The 18893-nt window shown below is 45.1% G+C and carries 19 protein-coding genes; 7 read left to right on the top strand and 12 right to left on the bottom strand.

Annotated elements, in window-relative coordinates:
• Positions 1-45 precede the first annotated feature (45 nt).
• Positions 46-1260, bottom strand: coding sequence for a bifunctional glutamate N-acetyltransferase/amino-acid acetyltransferase ArgJ (argJ, locus tag CALK_RS03860; RefSeq protein ID WP_022636348.1), 1215 nt, complete (start codon positions 1258-1260; stop codon positions 46-48).
• A 97-nt stretch (positions 1261-1357) separates the two neighbouring features.
• On the opposite strand from argJ, the gene CALK_RS03865 reads away from it, so the two are divergent.
• From CALK_RS03865 to CALK_RS03885, 5 genes are all read left to right on the top strand, one after another.
• Positions 1358-2401 (top strand): LysM peptidoglycan-binding domain-containing protein, encoded by a 1044-nt coding sequence (locus tag CALK_RS03865; RefSeq protein WP_022636349.1) that lies wholly within the window; start codon positions 1358-1360, stop codon positions 2399-2401.
• A gap of 159 nt (positions 2402-2560) precedes the next feature.
• Positions 2561-3427, top strand: a complete 867-nt coding sequence (locus tag CALK_RS03870; RefSeq protein WP_022636350.1) for a sigma-70 family RNA polymerase sigma factor — start codon at positions 2561-2563, stop codon at positions 3425-3427.
• Between the two features lie 33 nt (positions 3428-3460).
• A complete protein-coding gene (locus tag CALK_RS03875) occupies positions 3461-4015 on the top strand; it encodes a hypothetical protein (RefSeq protein ID WP_022636351.1) in 555 nt (184 codons plus the stop codon).
• Positions 4012-4614, top strand: a complete 603-nt coding sequence (locus CALK_RS03880; protein ID WP_022636352.1) for a CDP-alcohol phosphatidyltransferase family protein — start codon at positions 4012-4014, stop codon at positions 4612-4614. The genes CALK_RS03875 and CALK_RS03880 overlap by 4 nt, the downstream gene beginning before the upstream one ends.
• Before the next feature lie 2 nt (positions 4615-4616).
• Positions 4617-5402 carry an HAD-IIA family hydrolase gene (locus CALK_RS03885; protein ID WP_022636353.1) on the top strand — a complete coding sequence of 262 codons (786 nt, stop codon included), beginning with the start codon at positions 4617-4619 and terminating at the stop codon, positions 5400-5402.
• 221 nt (positions 5403-5623) lie between these two features.
• On the opposite strand, the gene CALK_RS03890 is transcribed toward CALK_RS03885, so the two are convergent.
• The 9 genes from CALK_RS03890 to CALK_RS03930 all read right to left on the bottom strand — a co-directional run bounded on the left by CALK_RS03890 (position 5624) and on the right by CALK_RS03930 (position 13752).
• Positions 5624-6637: an RnfABCDGE type electron transport complex subunit B gene (locus CALK_RS03890; RefSeq protein ID WP_022636354.1), complete on the bottom strand. Its 1014-nt coding sequence runs from the start codon at positions 6635-6637 to the stop codon at positions 5624-5626.
• Between the two features lie 15 nt (positions 6638-6652).
• On the bottom strand, positions 6653-7273 hold the full coding sequence (locus tag CALK_RS03895) for an electron transport complex protein RnfA (RefSeq protein WP_022636355.1): 621 nt from the start codon (positions 7271-7273) through the stop codon (positions 6653-6655).
• Positions 7273-7878 (bottom strand): electron transport complex subunit RsxE, encoded by a 606-nt coding sequence (gene rsxE / locus CALK_RS03900; RefSeq protein WP_022636356.1) that lies wholly within the window; start codon positions 7876-7878, stop codon positions 7273-7275. Before rsxE ends, CALK_RS03895 begins: the two co-directional genes overlap by 1 nt.
• Entirely contained in the window at positions 7868-8551 is a 684-nt protein-coding gene (locus CALK_RS03905) for an RnfABCDGE type electron transport complex subunit G (RefSeq protein ID WP_022636357.1), read from the bottom strand. Before CALK_RS03905 ends, rsxE begins: the two co-directional genes overlap by 11 nt.
• Positions 8544-9563 carry an RnfABCDGE type electron transport complex subunit D gene (locus CALK_RS03910; protein WP_022636358.1) on the bottom strand — a complete coding sequence of 340 codons (1020 nt, stop codon included), beginning with the start codon at positions 9561-9563 and terminating at the stop codon, positions 8544-8546. Before CALK_RS03910 ends, CALK_RS03905 begins: the two co-directional genes overlap by 8 nt.
• Positions 9560-10888 carry an electron transport complex subunit RsxC gene (gene rsxC, locus CALK_RS03915; RefSeq protein WP_022636359.1) on the bottom strand — a complete coding sequence of 443 codons (1329 nt, stop codon included), beginning with the start codon at positions 10886-10888 and terminating at the stop codon, positions 9560-9562. Before rsxC ends, CALK_RS03910 begins: the two co-directional genes overlap by 4 nt.
• A gap of 16 nt (positions 10889-10904) precedes the next feature.
• Entirely contained in the window at positions 10905-11456 is a 552-nt protein-coding gene (locus tag CALK_RS03920; RefSeq protein ID WP_022636360.1) for a DJ-1 family glyoxalase III, read from the bottom strand.
• A 62-nt stretch (positions 11457-11518) separates the two neighbouring features.
• On the bottom strand, positions 11519-11851 hold the full coding sequence (locus tag CALK_RS03925) for an STAS domain-containing protein (RefSeq protein WP_022636361.1): 333 nt from the start codon (positions 11849-11851) through the stop codon (positions 11519-11521).
• Positions 11852-11895: 44 nt separating this feature from the next.
• Positions 11896-13752 carry a ComEC/Rec2 family competence protein gene (locus CALK_RS03930; protein ID WP_162146699.1) on the bottom strand — a complete coding sequence of 619 codons (1857 nt, stop codon included), beginning with the start codon at positions 13750-13752 and terminating at the stop codon, positions 11896-11898.
• A 121-nt stretch (positions 13753-13873) separates the two neighbouring features.
• On the opposite strand from CALK_RS03930, the gene CALK_RS03935 reads away from it, so the two are divergent.
• Both CALK_RS03935 and polA read left to right on the top strand, forming a co-directional pair.
• Positions 13874-14230, top strand: coding sequence for a response regulator (locus CALK_RS03935; protein ID WP_022636363.1), 357 nt, complete (start codon positions 13874-13876; stop codon positions 14228-14230).
• Between the two features lie 95 nt (positions 14231-14325).
• Positions 14326-17019: a DNA polymerase I gene (gene polA / locus CALK_RS03940; protein ID WP_022636364.1), complete on the top strand. Its 2694-nt coding sequence runs from the start codon at positions 14326-14328 to the stop codon at positions 17017-17019.
• Here polA and CALK_RS03945 read toward each other — a convergent pair.
• Both CALK_RS03945 and CALK_RS03950 read right to left on the bottom strand, forming a co-directional pair.
• Positions 17016-18158, bottom strand: a complete 1143-nt coding sequence (locus CALK_RS03945) for a glycosyltransferase (protein WP_022636365.1) — start codon at positions 18156-18158, stop codon at positions 17016-17018. The two genes, polA and CALK_RS03945, sit on opposite strands and share 4 nt — an antisense overlap.
• Entirely contained in the window at positions 18155-18886 is a 732-nt protein-coding gene (locus CALK_RS03950) for a lysophospholipid acyltransferase family protein (protein WP_022636366.1), read from the bottom strand. The genes CALK_RS03945 and CALK_RS03950 overlap by 4 nt, the downstream gene beginning before the upstream one ends.
• Between the last annotated feature and the right edge of the window lie 7 nt (positions 18887-18893).

The following is an 18893-nucleotide window of genomic DNA, read 5'->3' on the forward strand; positions in this document are numbered from 1 at the left end:
TACATTCACTTTCTCTGTATATTCAATAGGAGGTCTTAAAAACTTCTATGTGTGATATTCAGCATTGATTTTTACATAGTCGTAACTGAAATCGCAGGTATGTGCCACCGCATGAGTTTTGTGGGCAGAGCCGAGATCTATTTCAATGGTTACCGCTTTCGTTTTGAGATGCTGAGAAAGCTGTTCCGGGGAGAAATCGGTTGGTCTTCCCTGGGAAAAAACCACGGTGTCAGCCAAGGTTACGGTAATATCCTTTTCACGGCATTCGGCACCGCTATACCCAATAGCACAGAGAATTCTTCCCCAGTTTGGGTCGTTGCCAAAGAGGGCTGTTTTTACAAGGTTAGAATTTGCCACAGCCCGTGCTGCCATGCGGCAGTCATCAAAGGTGTTTCCTCCGTAAACATGAATTTCTACACGCTTAGTTGCCCCCTCTCCATCTGCTGCTATTTTTGCGCATAGAGCATTGTAAACGGTAAAAAGAGCACTTTGCATAATTTCAAGATCTTTTTCGCAAGAGATGCGAATCTTTGATTGACCATTGGCAAGGGTTAATACCATGTCATTTGTGGAGGTGTCACCATCAACCGTAAGATTGTTAAATGTCATCTCCACAGCTCGTTTATGCAAATAGTTTAAGTCGTCTGGAGCAATCTCGACATCGCTTGTGATGAAACCGAGCATGGTCGCCATATTTGGTTGAATCATTCCAGCCCCCTTGCATACTCCGCCTATTCGGGCAGTGCCGGTAGAAAATTCAACCTCTATGGCATACTCTTTTTCCACAGTGTCCGTGGTGAGAATTGCCTGTGCAAAGTCAGTTGACCCCTCTGGCATGAGAGCTGCTACAGCATGGGGCGCTGCATCGCAAATACGTTCAACGGGTAAATATTCACCAATAACGCCGGTGGAGGCAGTAAGGATTTCTTCTGGAGCTATGGACAGTTTTTGGGCAAAGGTTTCGGTGATGGTGGCTACATCGTCAAAGCCACGTGATCCTGTGCATGCATTGGCGTTTCCGCTATTACAAAATACAGCCCGGATATTCTCTGCCGGGACTTTACTCCGGTTGATTTGCACACAGGGAGCGCAAATACGATTTTGCGTAAATGAGCCTACTGCAACAGCGGGGTGACTACTGCAGAGAAGCCCCATGTCTGTTTTGTTTGATTGTTTTATGCCGGCTTTGCTGCCACTTGCTGTAAATCCAGCGGGGGCAGTAATTCCCCCAGGTATTTCCGTGTAGGTGATTTTTCGCACTAAACCTCCATGGTCACTCTTTTTTATGGGTTATAAAATAACAGTTGTAAAACAAAAGGGGTATTATATAATTTATTTACAAACACAGGAGTATCCTATGCGTAATAGCTTATTACTATGTCTTTTTACAGTGTGTGCGCTCACTGCTTACGAGTATCGGATTGAGCCCTTTGATAATCTTTGGAATCTGTCCAAGCAGTATTATGGGGACGGATTTCGTTGGGAGAAGATCTGGGAGCATAATCCCTACATCCAAAATCCTCATCTTATTTACCCCAACGATATTGTATACATTCCCGGTGTAGGGCATGTACAAAACGGTACGGTTATTCGTGACGACGAAGGAAACTATCGAGGAGACTCCTTTGCAGAAGCTGTAGCAGGGTTACGTGCAACCTCCGCAGAAAATATGTCACAGGGAACGGATCACCCTACTTCTTCTTTCTGGCTGCGAAGTGAAGCACCAGCGGCCTTTGACTTCATGCAACACCCGTTCTTTTCTCATCGAATCCCTACCATTGCGCAGGGGGAAGAATCAAAGGCGGGTGAAGTGTTGTTGCGACGAGACATGGGTACAGCACGGCACAGAACTATTCCTGTACGCTTCAACAACCATGAAGATGTTACAGAAGGGCAGTATTATTATCTTGTTGACACTGAGGATACTTTCCGCCATGCAGGGTTGGGGCGTGGCCGGGTGGTTCAGCCTGTTGGTTTTGGACAGGTTGTACAGGTTGGTGATACCCCCGAGGATACCTCCTATGTGCAGGTAGAGGCAAATTGGGAAGTGGTTTCGCGAAACAGCAAGCTTGCACCTTTTTCTCCAGACGCATCAGTACGTCTTACCGGCGACTTTGAATCTGTTGATTCTGTAAAAGCTGGCCTTGTTACTCGTTTGCGTACAAGCCCTCTGGTGCATCCTTACGAATTTATTCTTGTTGATCAGGGAGCTGAGGGAGGAGTCTCCATGGGCGATCTTTTTTCCTTGCGGGATCTCCGTTCAGGCCGAGAGGATCAACAAAAAATAGTAGCAGTAGCTGTGTCTGTACAGGATGATACGGCGACCCTCTTCGTTATTCATGTTGGTGCGGCAGAACCTATTGAAGATTTTACCTTTGTCCGTTTTGGAAATATTAAATAAGGAAACCTCCGCTCTTCCGCCTTGTTTCTATGCTGTGCAGTAATATATATTGCACAGCTGTATATTTTATACAGTAAGGTTGTGCAGTTTTCCTTACTAAAAGGGAGTGCTGTACGTAATTAAGAACCGTAAACAAATCTCAAAATAAAATGGTAGGGTATGGCAAAAAAGAATGATAAAAGCATGTTCTTTGTAGAGGAGGGAAGCCTCGGTTTATATCTCAAGGACATTGCCAAACATGAGTCTCTCACTCAGAAGGAAGAGCAGGAGTGTGCTCGTCGTATTCGGAAGGGTGATAAAAAAGCGGTAGAAACGTTGGTTCGAGCAAATCTCCGTTTTGTTGTCAGTGTTGCTCGTAACTATCAGAATCAGGGGATGCCCTTGGCAGATCTCATAAATGAAGGTAACCTTGGGTTGATTCGTGCTGCCTATCGCTTTGATGAAAAGAAAAATTTTAAATTTATTTCCTACGCTGTATGGTGGATTCGTCAAGCCATATTGCAAGGTCTTGCGGATCATTCACGAATTGTGAAGGTTCCCTTGAATCGGGTTGCTACAATTCATAAAGTGGGAAAAGCCCGAGTGCGTTTAGAGCAAAAATATCGTCGTTTGCCCAACGACAAGGAGATTGCTGACGAACTTGATATTCCCGAAAAAGAAGTGACCTCGACACTTAAAATCAGCAATCGTCACGCCTCTCTTGATTCTCCCATTAAAGATGAGAATGGCGGAAGCCTCTTTGATATTATTGGGAATGAAGATGTTGAAGATACTGATCAGCGTGCCATGGATACTTCAATTACACGGGAAGTGAAAAAAGTTCTTGAAAGCCTTACGGAGCGTGAGCAAAACGTGGTATGCATGTATTTTGGTATCAATGAAGATACGAATTACACCTTGGAAGAGATTGGTCAGCAATTGCAGATTACTCGTGAGCGGGTGCGTCAAATTAAAGATGCGGCATTGCGCAAGCTCCGGCGCTCGGGGAAGGCGCAGAAGCTTATCAAAAATGCCTTGTTTTCGTAAGAAATCAGTTGATTCTGCTGGGTACGTTGTGCTATGAAGCGTATTCTTAGCATCTTGTTGCTTTTTATGGCGTGGGGGTGTGGGGCCTCGGTGGATCCTCCTGAAGAGGAGGTGCTTTCTCTTTTTTTGCATGATATATCATCTGTGCCGTCTCTCTATTCATATCAATACGATGATTCTCTTCAACATCTCAGTGATGAGGCTGTATGGGAGTGGTATCGGCATGTTCGGTTCACGGCAATTGACTATCATGAGCAGGGTGAACATGCTTTAGCGGCAGCATTTCGCCTGAAGGCGGCAGAAGCTATGGTGCATTTGCATCGTGTTGATATTGCTGCATGGCAATTTAATAATGCGGGCAAACATTTACTCGATCTTTTCGAAGATGCCAAATCTCAGCATAGTGATGTCTCTATGGATGAGCTCCGTGATACCTACGGTATTTTTCTGACCTTAGCAAATCTCTATTTTACTACCGCCCATGAATTTACGTATTCTGCGCCAGATAGGGAGCGATCCCGAGTGATTGCGGCAAATCGTGCGTATTTAAAAAATATGGGTGTGGAACAACGGAAGGATTCTTTGTGAAACTCTTTGTCAATTTTATAACACTTTTGCGGTTACCATGTATATCTGCTGTGGTGATACTCAATCTTTTTTGGAACCCCGTTGAGTATCCTGCTATCTTTATTTCCACCTTGGTTTTAATCGCTCTCTGCGGCATAACAGATTATCTTGATGGGTATTTGGCACGACGTTTTTCTGTGGAAAGTAATTTTGGAGCCCATGCAGATCCCCTGTTAGATAAGTTGTTTTTTACAGGTATCTTCCCCGTACTTGTTTTTTTGGCCGCCTTAAATTGTGATACCTTCCATGCTCTTTTACTCGTTTTAACGACTGTGGTGTTTTCATTTCGCGATCAACTTGTTTCTTTTTTCAGAATGATTGGAGATCGTCAAGGTATTTCGCCTCGAGCATCAATGTGGGGTAAGTTGCGTACTGCAACGGCATTTCCCGGAATTATTCTTATCTATTCGTATCTTGGGTTTCCCCATGAATATGGTTCTTTTTTCGTTCCCCGCGGTTTTATTATTGCTGTAGAAATGTATCTTATTACGGTAACCTTGGTGACATTTTTCCTCTATCTCGTACAATATTTTCCTGCCTTGCGTAGGGAAATGGAGTAAGGGTGGAGTTTCTTACATCCTCCGAGACGTTTCTTCTTGATCTTGATGGAACGCTCTATCTTTCTGGTGAGGTGTTACCCGGGGCGTGTGAGTTTGTACACCGCTTACATAAATCAGGACGTTCATTTTTTTACCTCACGAATAATTCTTCAACCTCTCCCTCGGTGTATGAAAAGAAGCTGATTTCTTTAGGATTTCCCGTGCCCCCCAATACGGTACTTACCTCAGGAACTGCAGCAGCCCTTTTTCTTACTCGGCATTATGCGCAGTCGCGTATTGCCGTGGTTGGTACACAGGCCTTGCGTCAGCAACTTTCTTCGGCAGGTTTGTCTATATATACCGAACCCTCTCACGCAGATGTGCTTCTCATGGGATATGACACGGAGATTACCTACGATAAAATTCGATGGGCATGTGGGATCGTTGATCGCGGCATTCCCTTCTTTGCCACACACGAAGATCGCCTTTGTCCGCATCGGTTGGGGTGTTTTCTCCCTGACTGTGGAGCGATGACCAATTTAATTACTGAAGCGACCGGGGTAGAACCAACATATTTAGGTAAGCCCCATCAAGCCATGATTGACCTCGTATTTCGGTACTGCAATACCGTTCCGGGAAAGATTACCCTTGTTGGTGATCGTCTCTATACCGATATTGCCATGGCACATTCTGCGAAGATGAACTCTCTTCTGGTTCTTACGGGTGAAACAAAATTAGCCCCGAGCACTGGTCGATATCTGCCTTCAGGCGTTGTAGAAAATCTTCATAAAGCATGTGCGTATATATAAAAAAGGTCCCCTTTCTACAGAAAGGGGACCCAAAAGGCTCAAAGGAGGTAAACAGCCTTTTGAGAGGTCTATCACAGAGGACACCCATAAGCTATCTGCAAAGGATATTTTTTGCTTAAAAAAAAGCAAATTAAAAAAAGTATCAACTTTTCGTAGAAAAAAGTAAAGAGAGATGCTGGTGGTGTGTTTCTAGAGACGCGTCACACAGGATGATACCATGCTTATCTTCCCCGAATCGATCTGTTTTGACGAATACCAACACTGCCCCACATGGAAATTGCGTCAACGGGACATACCTTAATACATCTTCCGCACCCTATACATTTTGTTTTATGTACAATATGTCTTTCTTGATCTGTACCGGTAATGGCTCCTTTTACTGGACAGATACGAACACACTCACCACATCCGATACAGGCTGTACTAATATTTGCCTTGGGACGACTCTGTATATGATCAGAAAAACAGTTTGAGGGGCATTTATAGGCAGAGGTAAGGAAGTTTTCTTCCGTGGTATAATCTAGGCGTGGTAAATTGTCTTTCATGACAGCAGATCCGGGAATTTCAACTGCTTTTACGCAGAGTGTGCAAGCGGTACACCCAACAGAGCAGTATTTTTTAACACGGCCTCCACGGTCTTTGTTATTACAGGCGATAAAGATATTTCGACTTTTCGGCATCATCATAATAATAGAACGAGGACAGGTAGACACACATGCTTCGCAACCAGTACATTTATCAGGATCAATATAGGCAATGCCTGTATCAGTGATGGTAATAGCTTCAAATTCACACGCTTTTACGCATGAGCCAAGGCCAAAACAGCCGTACAGACACTCCTTAGAACCATGGGCTACAAGTTCTGCAGCGTTGCAATCAGGGAGTCCATCATAGACTGCGCGTTCTACGGATCTATCTTTCCCTCCTTTACATTGCACAACTGCCTTATACTCTTCCATTTCCTGTGCTGTTACGCCCACAATTTCTGCTACTGCCTGAGCTACGTCGTTTCCTCCGGCGATACATCCGGTGACCGGTGCCTCTCCTGAAACAACCGCCTTCGCGAATTGTGCACAGCCGGCATAGCCACATGCCCCGCAATTTGTTTGTGGTAATACGGCATCAACTTTTTCTACAGCAGGGTCTTCTCGAACGTGTAATTTTTTGGCACTGATACTGAGGGTAAGCCCGAAAAAGAGGCCCAAAGTACTGAGTATTATAAGTGGCGTAATCACTGACATATCCTTTTGTTAAAAACTCATTCCGGAAAAACCGAGGAAGGCAATGGAGAGTAATCCCGCGGTGATGAATGCAATGGGTAGCCCTTCAAATGGTTTGGGAATTGGGTCGAGCTCTATTTTTTCACGAATTCCAGCCATTAACACTAGGGCAAGGGTAAATCCTCCCCCGGACATAAAGGCATTTACCAAGGCTTCGAAAAAGGTAAAAGATTCTGTGGAAGCTGTGAAATTATTCGGACCGAGATTAATAATGGTAACCCCGAGGATGGCACAATTTGTTGTGATAAGAGGAAGGAAGACCCCAAGTGATTCATACAGAATAGGGGAGTGCTTCTTAAGAATCATTTCAACCAGCTGCACAATGGAGGCAATAACGAGAATGAACACAACAGTTTGAAGAAATACCGTATCCGATGTCTCCAATACAAAGGAGTAAATAGGCCAGGTAAACAGGGTGGCGATAGTCATAACAAAAATAACAGCCATACCCATGCCTGAAGCGGTGGAAAGTTTTTTTGAAACCCCCATAAAAGGGCAGAGACCAAGAAACTTTGTTAATACAAAATTTTCTATGAAGATTGCTCCCACAGATATTTGCAGAACCCGGATAAATAGATCTACCATATCCATTAATGCAACTCCTTATTTCTCAATTTGTATGCCCGTATACCGGCAATAATAAACCCGATTGTGAAAAAACCTCCTGGTGCAAGAATAAACAGTGTCATCGGTTCAAAGGAGGGGATAATCTCAATCCCCCAAAGTGTATTTGCGCCAAGGAGTTCACGAATTGAACTGATACATACGAGACCGATTGTAAATCCAGCACCCATTACCAGAGCATCAATAATAGAAGAAAATATTCCGTGTTTTGATGCAAAGGCTTCTGCCCTGCCAAGAATAAGGCAATTTACAACAATAAGGGGGATAAAAATACCAAGACGTTCATTTAACGCCGGAAAATAGGCTCCCATAACGAGCTGAACAATGGTTACAAAGGTGGCTATAATTATGATATAGCAGGGAATACGTATTTCCGTTGGTATTACATTTTTTATGAGAGAAACGATTGTATTTGCCGCAAGAAGGACAAAGGTTGTCGCAAGCCCCATGCCCAAGCCGTTTTCAAGGGAGGTTGATACCCCTAGGGCAGGACAAAGCCCAAGGGCGAGGGTGAAAATTGGATTTTCCTCAAGGATCCCCCGTTTTAACTCGGAGATGATCTTATTTCCCATGGGAAGAACCTTTCTCAAGAAGTTTAGAATGCAATTCTACTGGTGTAGTGAATAGAGAAGAGAGAACAGCTTCAGTTGAAATAGTAGCACCGGTAATGACCGTAATTGTATTGGTGTCACGTAGATGTTCCTGTTCTGTTTGAGAAAGAGATGGCCATTCAGAGGAAGAACGATCCGCCGTAATCTGAGAGGTGACGGAGAGACCGGTAAATTGATCAGTAAACCATGGCGTTGGAGCACGCTCTGCTGAATCTCTCCCCAATAGGATATCCATCATAGTACGCGAAGAGGGAATTTCGGAAATTCGCGCGCCAAGGCCGGGGGTTTCTTCATGGGAAAGTATTGACATACCGGTAATGTCACCCGATGGGCTAATTCCCACAAGATATTCAATCGCACCTGCGTAGCCCTGAGTTGTTTCTGAAAAGATATACGCTGCAAGGGTATCACCATGTAAAACGGTCCAGTATTCATGGAGTGAGTCCTTATACTGTACGGTATCATGGATAATTGAGTCGTATTCAGGAGCAACTTGGCGAAGGGCTTCCTGTTCCTGTTCTTGGCGTAATTCATACATTTGTGGCGCGGTAGAACGGTTTACAAAGGCGATGGAAAGAGCAGATATGGCTGAAATGACCATGAGGGTTAAGCTGAGGTGCAGAATCTTATTCATGGTTTCCTCCATAGCCATAGACACGCGGCTTCATATATCGGTCAATAAGAGGTGTGAGGCCATTCATGAGAAGTATCGCATAGGTTACCCCTTCAGGGTATCCACCAAATTGACGGATAAGAAAGGTTAGGAGGCCACAGCCGAAGGCAAACACCGTTTGTCCCTTTGCTGTAATGGGCGAGGTTACCATATCCGTCGCCATGAAAAATGCTCCAATGAGGAGACTTCCCGCCAGCACATGGTATAGTGAAAAATATAATACTTCTGGTGAGAAAAATTCATAATTACTTTGCAGTGGAGTGATCCCATAGGTGAGAAAAAAAACGGTTCCTACAAAGACAAAGGGTATTCGTACAGTAATGATTTTACGAAAAATAAGATAAATTCCCCCTATGCAGAGGGCAAGGGCTGAAACTTCACCAAGAGAGCCATTTACTGATCCCCAAAAAAGAGAGGGAAGAGCGTCAAAGGCGTGAGAAGCTGAAAGAGATGAAGAGGCTTCAAGGGGAGTTGCTCCGGTAAAGGCATCAATGGTTGAGGGGGGGGCTGGAATACGACCTCCCATTCCTGCTGATAGATAGGCACTTCCTGTGGTAAGAGCTGGGTAGCTTGCTACAAGAAAAGCCCGGCCTGCAAGGGCTGGATTCATGATATTGCCACCAAGTCCCCCAAATACCCATTTTACCACGGCAATGGCAAAAATGTTTCCCAAGGCGATTATCCAAAGAGGGGTACTTACCGGAAGAGAGAGGGCTAAGAGAACGGAGGTTATAACAGCGCTTTTATCAGAAACTGTACTGGTTCTACGAAGAAGTTTTGTACAGATAAAATGCTCCGTGATACCACCACAAAGCACACTGAAAAAGAGTAGAAAAAGAGCTCGTGCGCCGAAAAAATACGCGCTTGCTACGATTGCGGGTATCAAAGCAATAAGGACATCACCCATAATTGTCGATACAGATCGAACATCGCGAATATGGGGGGAGGAAGAAATATGGTGCTTCTGATTCATAGCGTTCTATTATTTTCCTTTAAGGTCTGTTTACCAAGTTTAATTGCATGGACAATATTAATTTTTGACGGACAGGTAAAGGTACAACATCCGCAATCAATACAGTCAGTAATGTGGGCTTCTTCAAGGGCATCAAACCGTTCGTTCTCAACAAATTTTGCAAAATGAGAGGGGACGAGCCTCATGGGGCATGCTTTGACACAGTTTCCACAGTTGATGCACGGAGCACTTTGTTGGGCGGGAGTTTTCTCTGGCAGACAGAGAACTCCCGAGGTTGATTTTAAAATGGGAGCCCGAAGATCAGCAAGGGCAAGTCCCATCATGGGGCCACCGAGTATCACCTTTGATGTTGCCGAAAGATCCGCCTCACACTGCGATACGATGTCTTGTACTGGAGTTCCAACGGGGATTCGATAATTTCCCGGTTTCTGCACAGTTGGCCCTGTTACGGTAACAATACGTTCAACAAGGGGTTTACCAAGAAGAACCGCATCATGGATTGCCTTTGCTGTTCCTGTATTTAAAACCACCGTTTGAACAGCCAAGGGGAGTTTTCCGTGGGGAACTTCTCTTCCTGTGAGTGCTGAGATAAGTTGCTTTTCTCCTCCTTGGGGATATTTTGTTTCAAGAGGGACAAGCTCTATAAAAGAGTACCGAGATGAGCGCTTTATGGCCCGTGAAAGGGCAGATATGGCTTCGGGTTTATTTTTCTCAATGCCGATAATCGTTTGTTCTGTATCAAGAATGCGCTTTGCTATGGCTACACCGTGGAGAAACTCTTCGGTATTCTCAAGCATGAGTCGATAGTCTGCAGTAAGATAGGGTTCACACTCCGCTGCGTTAATGAGCAAGGTATCTATATTCACGCCCGGTGGAGGGGTGAGTTTCACCGCCGTGGGAAAACTTGCCCCGCCTTTCCCGATAATACCCGCTTCCGAAATCCGTTGTATTAATACATCTGAAGCAGTTTCGTGCCAATTATGAATTGGCGGTAAGGTAACTTCGGTGTCGGAAAAGTCGTTCTCTATTTCTACGGTAGTAATGGTATTTCCCGCAGGATGAGGATAGGTAGCTACCTTGACAACAGTACCCGATATGGAACTATGAACCGGCGCAGAAATCTTTCCCCCTGCTTCACCGATACAGGCTCCTTTGCGTACGGTATCGCCTTTTTTAACTAAGACGCGAGCAGGAGCCCCAATGTGCATTACCATTGGTATGAATACACGAGCGGGAGCAGGAAAAGTGGTGGTTTTCTCAGTAGCCGTATCTTTACAGTCGGGTGGATGTATTCCGCCGCGAAACGTTTTTTTTCTAAAAAACAAGGAAAATCTCCAGGATTTATGGGGTATAGAGCAGTGCCTTTGCTAAGGAGCTACTTGTTTCTACATCACAGAGTGTCTCCACAATGGAAAGGGAAAAGGCAAGGGCCGTGGCCGGCCCGCGTGACGTAATTAGAATGCCATCATGAACTACGGGGTCAGTCGTATGAGTTCCCGATGAAATACGTTCTTCAATGCCGGGGTAGCAGGTGTATCGTGCAGAACCGATAACCCCTGCTGCATCAAGGACCTGCGGGGCAGCACAGATTGCACAGCAGAGCTTTTGTCGTCCTGCATGCTGGGCGACCATGTCCAATAGCTCCCTGTTTTCTATCAGGTGCTTTGTGCCGGGGCCCCCTGGAAGCACTATCGCATCGTAGGTAGTATGGCGTATTTTTTTTACGACCGTATCACAGACGATCTGAACACCGTGAGCGCCGGTTACTTTTTTCGAGGAGAGCCCTGCCCGGGTAACACCAATACCAGCCCGGTCTAAAACGTCCATGGGAGTAATTGCTTCGATCTCTTCAAAGTTATCAGCGAGGATTACTAAGGCTTGTTTCTTCGTCATGGGTTCCGTCCTAAGGCAAGTCTTGTACAGTGAGGGGGAAGTGCCTGCAGATACATACAGTGTTAGGTTCGATTTTTGAATTCTTCAAAATCTTTATATATCGTGATTCGTTGAGGAAGCCGAACAGTCTCGAATATCTTTGATATGGGTTCATTCGCCCCAAAAACGCAGACATACCCACCTTTTTGGGAAATACTTTTATGGGCAGTGATAATTTTACCCAAGGCACTTGAATCAAGAAAGGGAACATTTGAAACATCTATGGCAAGAAGGGGATGATCCATTTCAAGGGCTTGATCTATTATTTTTTGGAATGTATTTACTTTTTTAATTGTAAAAGCACCGTGCAAGGATGCAACGATCCAATTATTTACCGTGGTTGTCGAAATTTCCATAAGCACCTCCGTTATTCACTGCAAATAATATAATGTGCTCACTCCTATTGCAAGATCTTTTGTGACACACCCCGTGGTTCACTTGTTTTGAGGAGATCCTTTTGTATGATATGGTGAACCCCGCCCGTGTCGTTCTTGGTGAAACGAATTCGCCCTGTAGCGGTTCGTATGTTCCACTGAGGAGAAAAGAGTCGTAGAGGTGTATCTGTTGGTTTTTCGTTCTTCGAAAGAGAGTATAACCGATATTTTCCTGGAAACTTTTGCTCTAAGGTCTGCTGTATATTTTCAAGCTTTGTCGGTTCTTGCTCCACAACAAGAGTAATATCGTGCGTAGCACCCTGTTGTACCCATTCCCAGAAGCGGTCTCGATGAATTTGTCGTGCGGATGTACCGGTAAGGATAATGAGGTTCTTGCCGGGGGATATATAGGTGCTTCCCCTTTCCTTAGTGAAGTGATATGAATTCGCCTCAGACCCTGGAGCGTAGATGTGAATTGTTGCAAGGAGAAGGGCCAAGCAGATACAGAGTTTTCGTAGTGTGCCCGATGTACCTATGGCACCATAGAGAGCCGTCCATATCAATGCGGTGGTAAGACCTATAGAGAGTGGTAATTGAGAAAGAGAGAGCGTATCGGACAGGTATTTCATGAGGTTGAGCGTATTGGCATCGCTGTGAGTCGCAATTGATTGCAAGAGGATTCCCATGTTTGTCCAGAGGGGTGTGATAATAAGGGAAAGGATAAAAAGTTGTAGGGTAAGGGTGAGTTGTGGAAGCAGAAGTATGTTTGCCCATATTCCTGCTGGGCTAATGCTCTGAAAATGGTATGCTGTGATGGGCCATGTTACGAGGGTTATCACTGGAGGGATACAGAGAAAACCTCCCAAAGATCGGAGGTGTGAAGGCAGCACCCGTAGTATCCTTTGTGCTGCAATAATAATTGCTGCTGTTGCGCCAAAAGAAAGGTGGAATCCTGCTTGGAATAGTTGGATAGGGTCTATCCAGAGAAGTATGAGTGCTGCTATAGAAAGGGTTGATAGCGGGTGTGCAACGCGTCCTACCAAGGGCGCACCGAGATAGACGGCTGCCATGGTAAGAGCGCGCAGGGTGGCCGCAGAAACACCGACCAACGGTACAAAGGTTCCCAGTATGATAAGGGCCAATGTTCGAACAATGCTTCGAGGTAAAGGGAGAGGACTGAGGATGGTTGCGATGGTGATAAGGAGCATTCCGATGTGAAGCCCCGAGATGGCCGTAATATGCATTATTCCGTAGGTTGTAAAAAGTTCTTCGACTTTTTCGGGGAGCCGATAGCGTTGGCGTAAAAGAACCGCTGCATAATAATCTCGATGCGCTACAGAAAGAGCTTCGATACGGTGGCGTATATATTGATACAGTGTGGAGAGATGATTTTTGTTTTGGTCAATCGATCTCTCTATTTCTCCCCGTGCCACGATATTCCTACTTCGGAAGAACTTCTTTTCATTAAACCCCCATGGGTAGGAAGACGTAGATTGTGGTGGGGTGAGGGTCAGAGATACGGTCCGTTCTTCTCCTGGTGTAAGAGGTTTTTGTATGCTGGGGAGGTGGATATTTCCGAAGGATGTTCGTACAATTTGGCCATACCGGTATTCTCCCCGATAGAGAGGGGGAGAGTGAAAACGGAGTGTTGTTTCCTGCGAAGTGTCTACGTCAATATCCTTGATTCCACGAAGATATGCAGCTTCACGGGTGGCATAAACCCCTGCTCCCAAGAGAAAAAAGAGAAGAATGATATGGGGACTACGGGGTAAAAGGGAGATAGCAATAAGAGCTCCCGCACCAAGGATGATCCTTGGAATGGGGATAACAAGATGCAGCGTATGGGCTATAATAATACCTGCGGCAAAAAGTATAGTTGCCACGGGAGGTTTGTAGAAGGTCAATACACTTGTTTTATTCTTCTTTGTGCACATGATGGTTGCAAAAATATGTATCTATGATAATATACACGTTGTTGGTAGAAAAATACATACGAGGTAAAAAATGAAAGTATTACTGGTAGATGATTCCAACACCATGCGGAGAATACAGGCAAATCAATTGAAGCAGCTTGGTGTTGATGATGTCGTTCAGGCGGAAAATGGTAAAGAGGCATTACAAAAATTGTCAGAGAATATGCCCATTGATGTAATGCTTCTTGACTGGAATATGCCTGTTATGGACGGGTATGAATGTCTTAAGGCCGTACGCGGAGACAGTACGTATAAAAATGTTCGTATTTTTATGTGTACGTCTGAGTCTGAGAAGTCAAATGTGGTACAGGCCTTGAAAGCTGGTGCAAACAACTACATCGTGAAGCCCTTTACTCCTGACGTCCTGAAAGAAAAGATCGGTTTATAACACGGGAGAGGTACGAGATCTTTCTTCACTCTTTCTTTCTCTGTAAGGAGACTGTATATTCTGACATATACAGTCTCTTTTTTTGAGGATATGCCATGCCGTCGCAAGACTTTTTGATATTAGATTCACATGCCTTACTATTTCGCGCCTATTATGCCTTGATCCGAAATCCCCTTATAAACTCAAAGGGAGTGAATACCAGTGCCTTATTCGGGTTTTCACGATATCTTTTGCATCTGATGGATACCTTTCCGGATGCTCACATTGCTGCGGCCTTTGATTCCCCTGGTCCAACCTTACGGAAGCAACGATATTCCGAATATAAGGCAAATCGATCAGCGGTTCCCGACGAATTAAAAGAACAGCTCCACCGTTCGCGAGAGCTTACCCAGGCTTTGGGAATCCCCTGTTTTCATAAGGAGGGGTATGAGGCGGATGATTTGATCAACGATTTAGCAAAATGGGGGAGTTCCCAGGGGTATACCGTTCGTATTGTTTCAAAAGATAAAGACCTCATGCAGCTTGTTACAGACTCCATACACCTGTTTGCCCCCGGAAAAAACTACACCTTCGATGATATGGGGCCAGAGCAAGTGTTTGAGAAAATGGGGGTATATCCCGATCGTATTGTCGATCTTCTTGCCCTTATGGGAGACTCCTCCGACAATATTCCGGGTATCCCCGGTGTTGGCCCCAAGACTGCTATAAAACTCTTGGAATCATGTGATTCGGTAGATGTGCTTCTGGAGGACCCCAGTCGTGCGCACACAAAAAAAATTGCGGAGAAAGTACGTACACACCGCGAAGAACTCATCCTTTCCCTTGAGTTAGTTCAGTTTCATCATACGGGCATTACCCTAACTCCGTCCAAAGTTGTTCGTCAAGATCCCGCCCACGGGGAAATACAACGTCTCTTCGACGAGTTTGAGTTTTCCAGTTTGTTTACACACCCCTTTTTTCAACGCCATCCTATCACAACAGAATCTGCCCTGAGCTTTTCTACAACCATTCTACGTGACCCGGAAGAGTTTGCAAAAATTTGTGCAGACATAGAAACGGAGGGGGTTATCGCCTTCGATACGGAGACAACTTCCTTAGAGTGTCATGAGGCAGAGCTTGTGGGGTTTTCTCTCGCCTGTTCCTGTGAAGAGGGGTGGTATATTCCTCTGGGGCATGAAAATGGTGAAAATGCTCCGCGTGAGAAAATACTGCCCTTGTTGCAGGCTCTTTTGGAAAATCCACGTATTGAAATTGTGGGACAAAATCTTAAATATGATATGCAGGTATTATACAAGTATGACATTACCATGGAAGGTCCTCTGTTTGATACCATGGTTGCTGCGTATATTCTTGGTCCTGATGATGGTCCGTTCAATCTAGAACATCTTGCTCAGACATGGCTCTCTTACAGAATGCAACCTATTGAAGATCTCCTTGGATCAAAGCGTACGGGACAGCTCTCTTTTGCTGCGGTGGAGCAGGATGTTGCCGGGGAGTATGCCGTGGAGGATGTTGTTGTGCCTCTCTGTTTACGCAAGATCTTCATAAAGAAATTGACCGAAATGTCCTTGGAAAATCTCTATTACTCCCTTGAAGCACCTCTAATTTCTATACTTGCATCTATGGAGTATACCGGCATATATTTAGATGCATCACACCTTGCTCAACTGGAGGATGAATATTGCAAGGGTATGGAAGATCTCAAGGACGCTGTCTTTACGCAGGCAGGGGAGGAGTTTAATTTAAATTCCCCCAAACAGTTGGGCCATATCTTATTTGAAAAGCTGGGCCTACCCAAGGGGAAAAAAACAAAGACCGGGTATTCTACTCGGGTTGATATTCTCGAGAAACTGGCTCCTACCTTTCCCATTGTGAAAGATATTCTTGCGTATCGGGAAAAGCAAAAACTGTATTCAACATATATCCGTGCCCTACCGGAGAAAATATGTGGATGTACGGGACGTGTTCATACCAGTTTTATGCAAACAGGAACCGCCACGGGGCGACTGTCCAGTAAAAATCCAAATTTGCAGAATATACCTGTGAAGACACCGGAAGGGCGTTTGATTCGTTCTGCCTTTGTTGCAGAAGCTGATCACGTACTTCTTGCGGCGGACTATTCACAAATAGAGCTTCGTCTTCTTGCCCACTTCTCACAGGACCCCGTATTACTTGAGGCGTTTCATCGTGGTGCCGATATCCACCGGGAAACCGCCGCTGCATTTTTTGATGTTCCCGTGGAATTTGTTTCCGAACAAATGCGTCGCACGGCGAAGATTATTAATTTTGGCTTAATGTACGGCATGGGGCCATATAAGCTTTCCAATGATCTCAACATTCCCTTTGGGAAGGCTCGTGAGTTTATTCAACGGTATTTCGAGCGTTTCTCAACCATAAAAGAATTTATGGATCGGGTGGAATATGAGGCAAAGGACCGGGGATATAGCCAAACCTTACTGGGAAGAAAGCGCTGGATTACCGGTTTTACCGAATCAAATCAGCATCTTCGCGACGGAGCACGTCGCCTCGCGGTGAATACTCCCGTCCAAGGAACTGCGGCGGATATTATCAAAAAGGCCATGATTGATATTGCTGCACAACTTCAGAAAGAATCCTATGATGCTCGTCTTATTCTGCAGGTGCATGATGAACTCGTTTTTGAGGTATTACAAAGGGATGTTCGTGCGGTAGAAGAGTTGGTTGTAGAAAAAATGAGTAGTGCCGTATCACTTTCTGTACCCTTGGAAGTATCATCTCACTATGCACTAAATTGGAGTGATGCGCATTAGATTGTTTTCTTGAACACCTGCTTTTTCCAGGAGAAAGAGCCGAAGACACCGCGAAAGACAGAGTAGAGAACGATGCCGAGTTGCAGAATAGAAGCGGGAATTATGGCCCAGCCGTGTGCCGGAAGAGATACTTGAAACAGGCGTGCCCCAGGAATAAGAAAAAAAGATTCTCCCACGATCTTTACCATGAGCAGCAGAATGGGGGTGTAGGGCGACCAAAGGCCTATTATGGCAGGGAGTAGGGAAAGCGGTATTGCAAGATAAAAGAGGAATATCGCTCCTAAGAAAAGCCGCTGCATCGGTGCATAAAACACGGTTTTAGATCCCCAGCGGGCACGTTGATTTAAGAGTTCCCGCCAGGTATAGCATGGGGTTGTTTGTACGCGCACATCAGGGGAAAGGCAGAAGTGTATTTTTCCTTCTTTTTTCTGCCAGAGATGTTGCAGAAGGAAATCATCATCGCCGGAAACGATACGATGAGTTGTTTCCAGCTTTTCCAGTTGTTCGTACGCCCTTCTTCGGTAGGCAAGGTTATTTGCATTCGAGCTCAGGGGAAAGCGCGCACCTATTGCGGCTGCCCCAATAATATCATAGGAAAGAAAGTCGACATCTTGGTATGTCCTAAGAAAAGGGGAACTCTTTTCAGCAAAGGTATAGAAGGTAATACCTTGTACTAAGGCCGTCTTTTCCTCTCTAAAGGGGGCGGTCATGGTCTCAACCCATCGCGGAGGCACAAGCGCATCAGCATCAGTTTGGAGCAGTATTTCAGAGTGAGATTGACGAATTGCTTCTGTCAAGGCATGTTTTTTCGGGCATACACCCCCAGGTATGTCATGAATCGTATACGTGGAGAGGTTTTTCATGGTACGCATGTACCGTGCTATTACAGCGGCGGTACCATCTTCAGAACGGTCGTTGACAATAATAATTTCATTCGGAGGAATACTCTGTTCTTTTAGGGAGTCGAGAAGATGGGGAAGGGTTGTTTCCTCGTTTCGCGCAGCCACTAATACGGCTACGGAAGGTAGAGCAGCCCCTTTTTTATGGGAAGGCATTTCAAAATTCTTTTTTCGAAGCCCCCGTGCAAGAAACAGGCATAGGGCGAGATAGATGAGAGAGAGTATAAGGGGGAGTATCACGGTGATACTCCCGCAGCTATTATCGATTGAAGGTGTTCATGAAGCTGAGCCATCTCATCTTTGGTAAGGTTTTGTGGGTGTACTGGGGCGTGGATTTGTATGGAAACGGTGCTTGGTCTAATGCGGCGTGTTTCTTCAAAAATGCGAAAACTTCCAGAGATACTCACGGGAATAATGGGCACCTTTGATTTTGTAGCAAGTTTCATACTTCCTTTCTTAAAATTCCCCACACTTTTCCCTTTGCTTCGTGTTCCCTCTGGAAATATAACCAAGGGGTTTCCTTGTTGCAGTCGCTGTGCCCCCGTAGTAATAACAGAAAGAGCTTGTCGTGTACTGCTTCGGTCGAGAAACAGCACTCCAATTGCTTGCATCCACCATCCAATGAGGGGAGTTTTGCGCAGCTCCTCCTTGGCGATAAAGGCAATATTTTGCGGTACTACCGAAAGGATAAGGGGTATATCAAAAATACCTTGGTGGTTTGCTATAAGGCAGTATCGGTTATCTTTAGGAAAATGCTCTTTTCCATGTACCTTAACCCGGGTTCCGGTGATGAACAGTAACATACGAGCCCAAAAGTGAGCAAGAATGGTTGTTAGCCAGATACGTTTCCTATGGAGGTGTAAGATATGTAGAATACCGAGAGGGATAAAAAAGGTGACACTGATGAGCATAAAAAGAGTAACAAAAAGAAGAAAAAAGAGGGTGTACAGAGATGCGATAACAGGCATGGTGGAT

Origin of the sequence: Chitinivibrio alkaliphilus ACht1 (assembly GCF_000474745.1) — a bacterium.
GTDB classification, from domain to species: domain Bacteria; phylum Fibrobacterota; class Chitinivibrionia; order Chitinivibrionales; family Chitinivibrionaceae; genus Chitinivibrio; species Chitinivibrio alkaliphilus.

Bases quoted from the DNA above. Each gene is read 5' to 3' on its own strand.
- CALK_RS03865 (WP_022636349.1), top strand. From the start codon at position 1,358: ATGCGTAATAGCTTATTACTATGTCTTTTTACAGTGTGTGCGCTCACT.
- CALK_RS03870 (WP_022636350.1), top strand. From the start codon at position 2,561: ATGGCAAAAAAGAATGATAAAAGCATGTTCTTTGTAGAGGAGGGAAGC.
- CALK_RS03875 (WP_022636351.1), top strand. From the start codon at position 3,461: ATGAAGCGTATTCTTAGCATCTTGTTGCTTTTTATGGCGTGGGGGTGT.
- CALK_RS03895 (WP_022636355.1), bottom strand. From the start codon at position 7,273: ATGGATATGGTAGATCTATTTATCCGGGTTCTGCAAATATCTGTGGGA.
- rsxE (WP_022636356.1), bottom strand. From the start codon at position 7,878: ATGGGAAATAAGATCATCTCCGAGTTAAAACGGGGGATCCTTGAGGAA.
- CALK_RS03905 (WP_022636357.1), bottom strand. From the start codon at position 8,551: ATGAATAAGATTCTGCACCTCAGCTTAACCCTCATGGTCATTTCAGCC.
- CALK_RS03910 (WP_022636358.1), bottom strand. From the start codon at position 9,563: ATGAATCAGAAGCACCATATTTCTTCCTCCCCCCATATTCGCGATGTT.
- CALK_RS03920 (WP_022636360.1), bottom strand. From the start codon at position 11,456: ATGACGAAGAAACAAGCCTTAGTAATCCTCGCTGATAACTTTGAAGAG.
- CALK_RS03925 (WP_022636361.1), bottom strand. From the start codon at position 11,851: ATGGAAATTTCGACAACCACGGTAAATAATTGGATCGTTGCATCCTTG.
- CALK_RS03935 (WP_022636363.1), top strand. From the start codon at position 13,874: ATGAAAGTATTACTGGTAGATGATTCCAACACCATGCGGAGAATACAG.
- polA (WP_022636364.1), top strand. From the start codon at position 14,326: ATGCCGTCGCAAGACTTTTTGATATTAGATTCACATGCCTTACTATTT.
- CALK_RS03950 (WP_022636366.1), bottom strand. From the start codon at position 18,886: ATGCCTGTTATCGCATCTCTGTACACCCTCTTTTTTCTTCTTTTTGTT.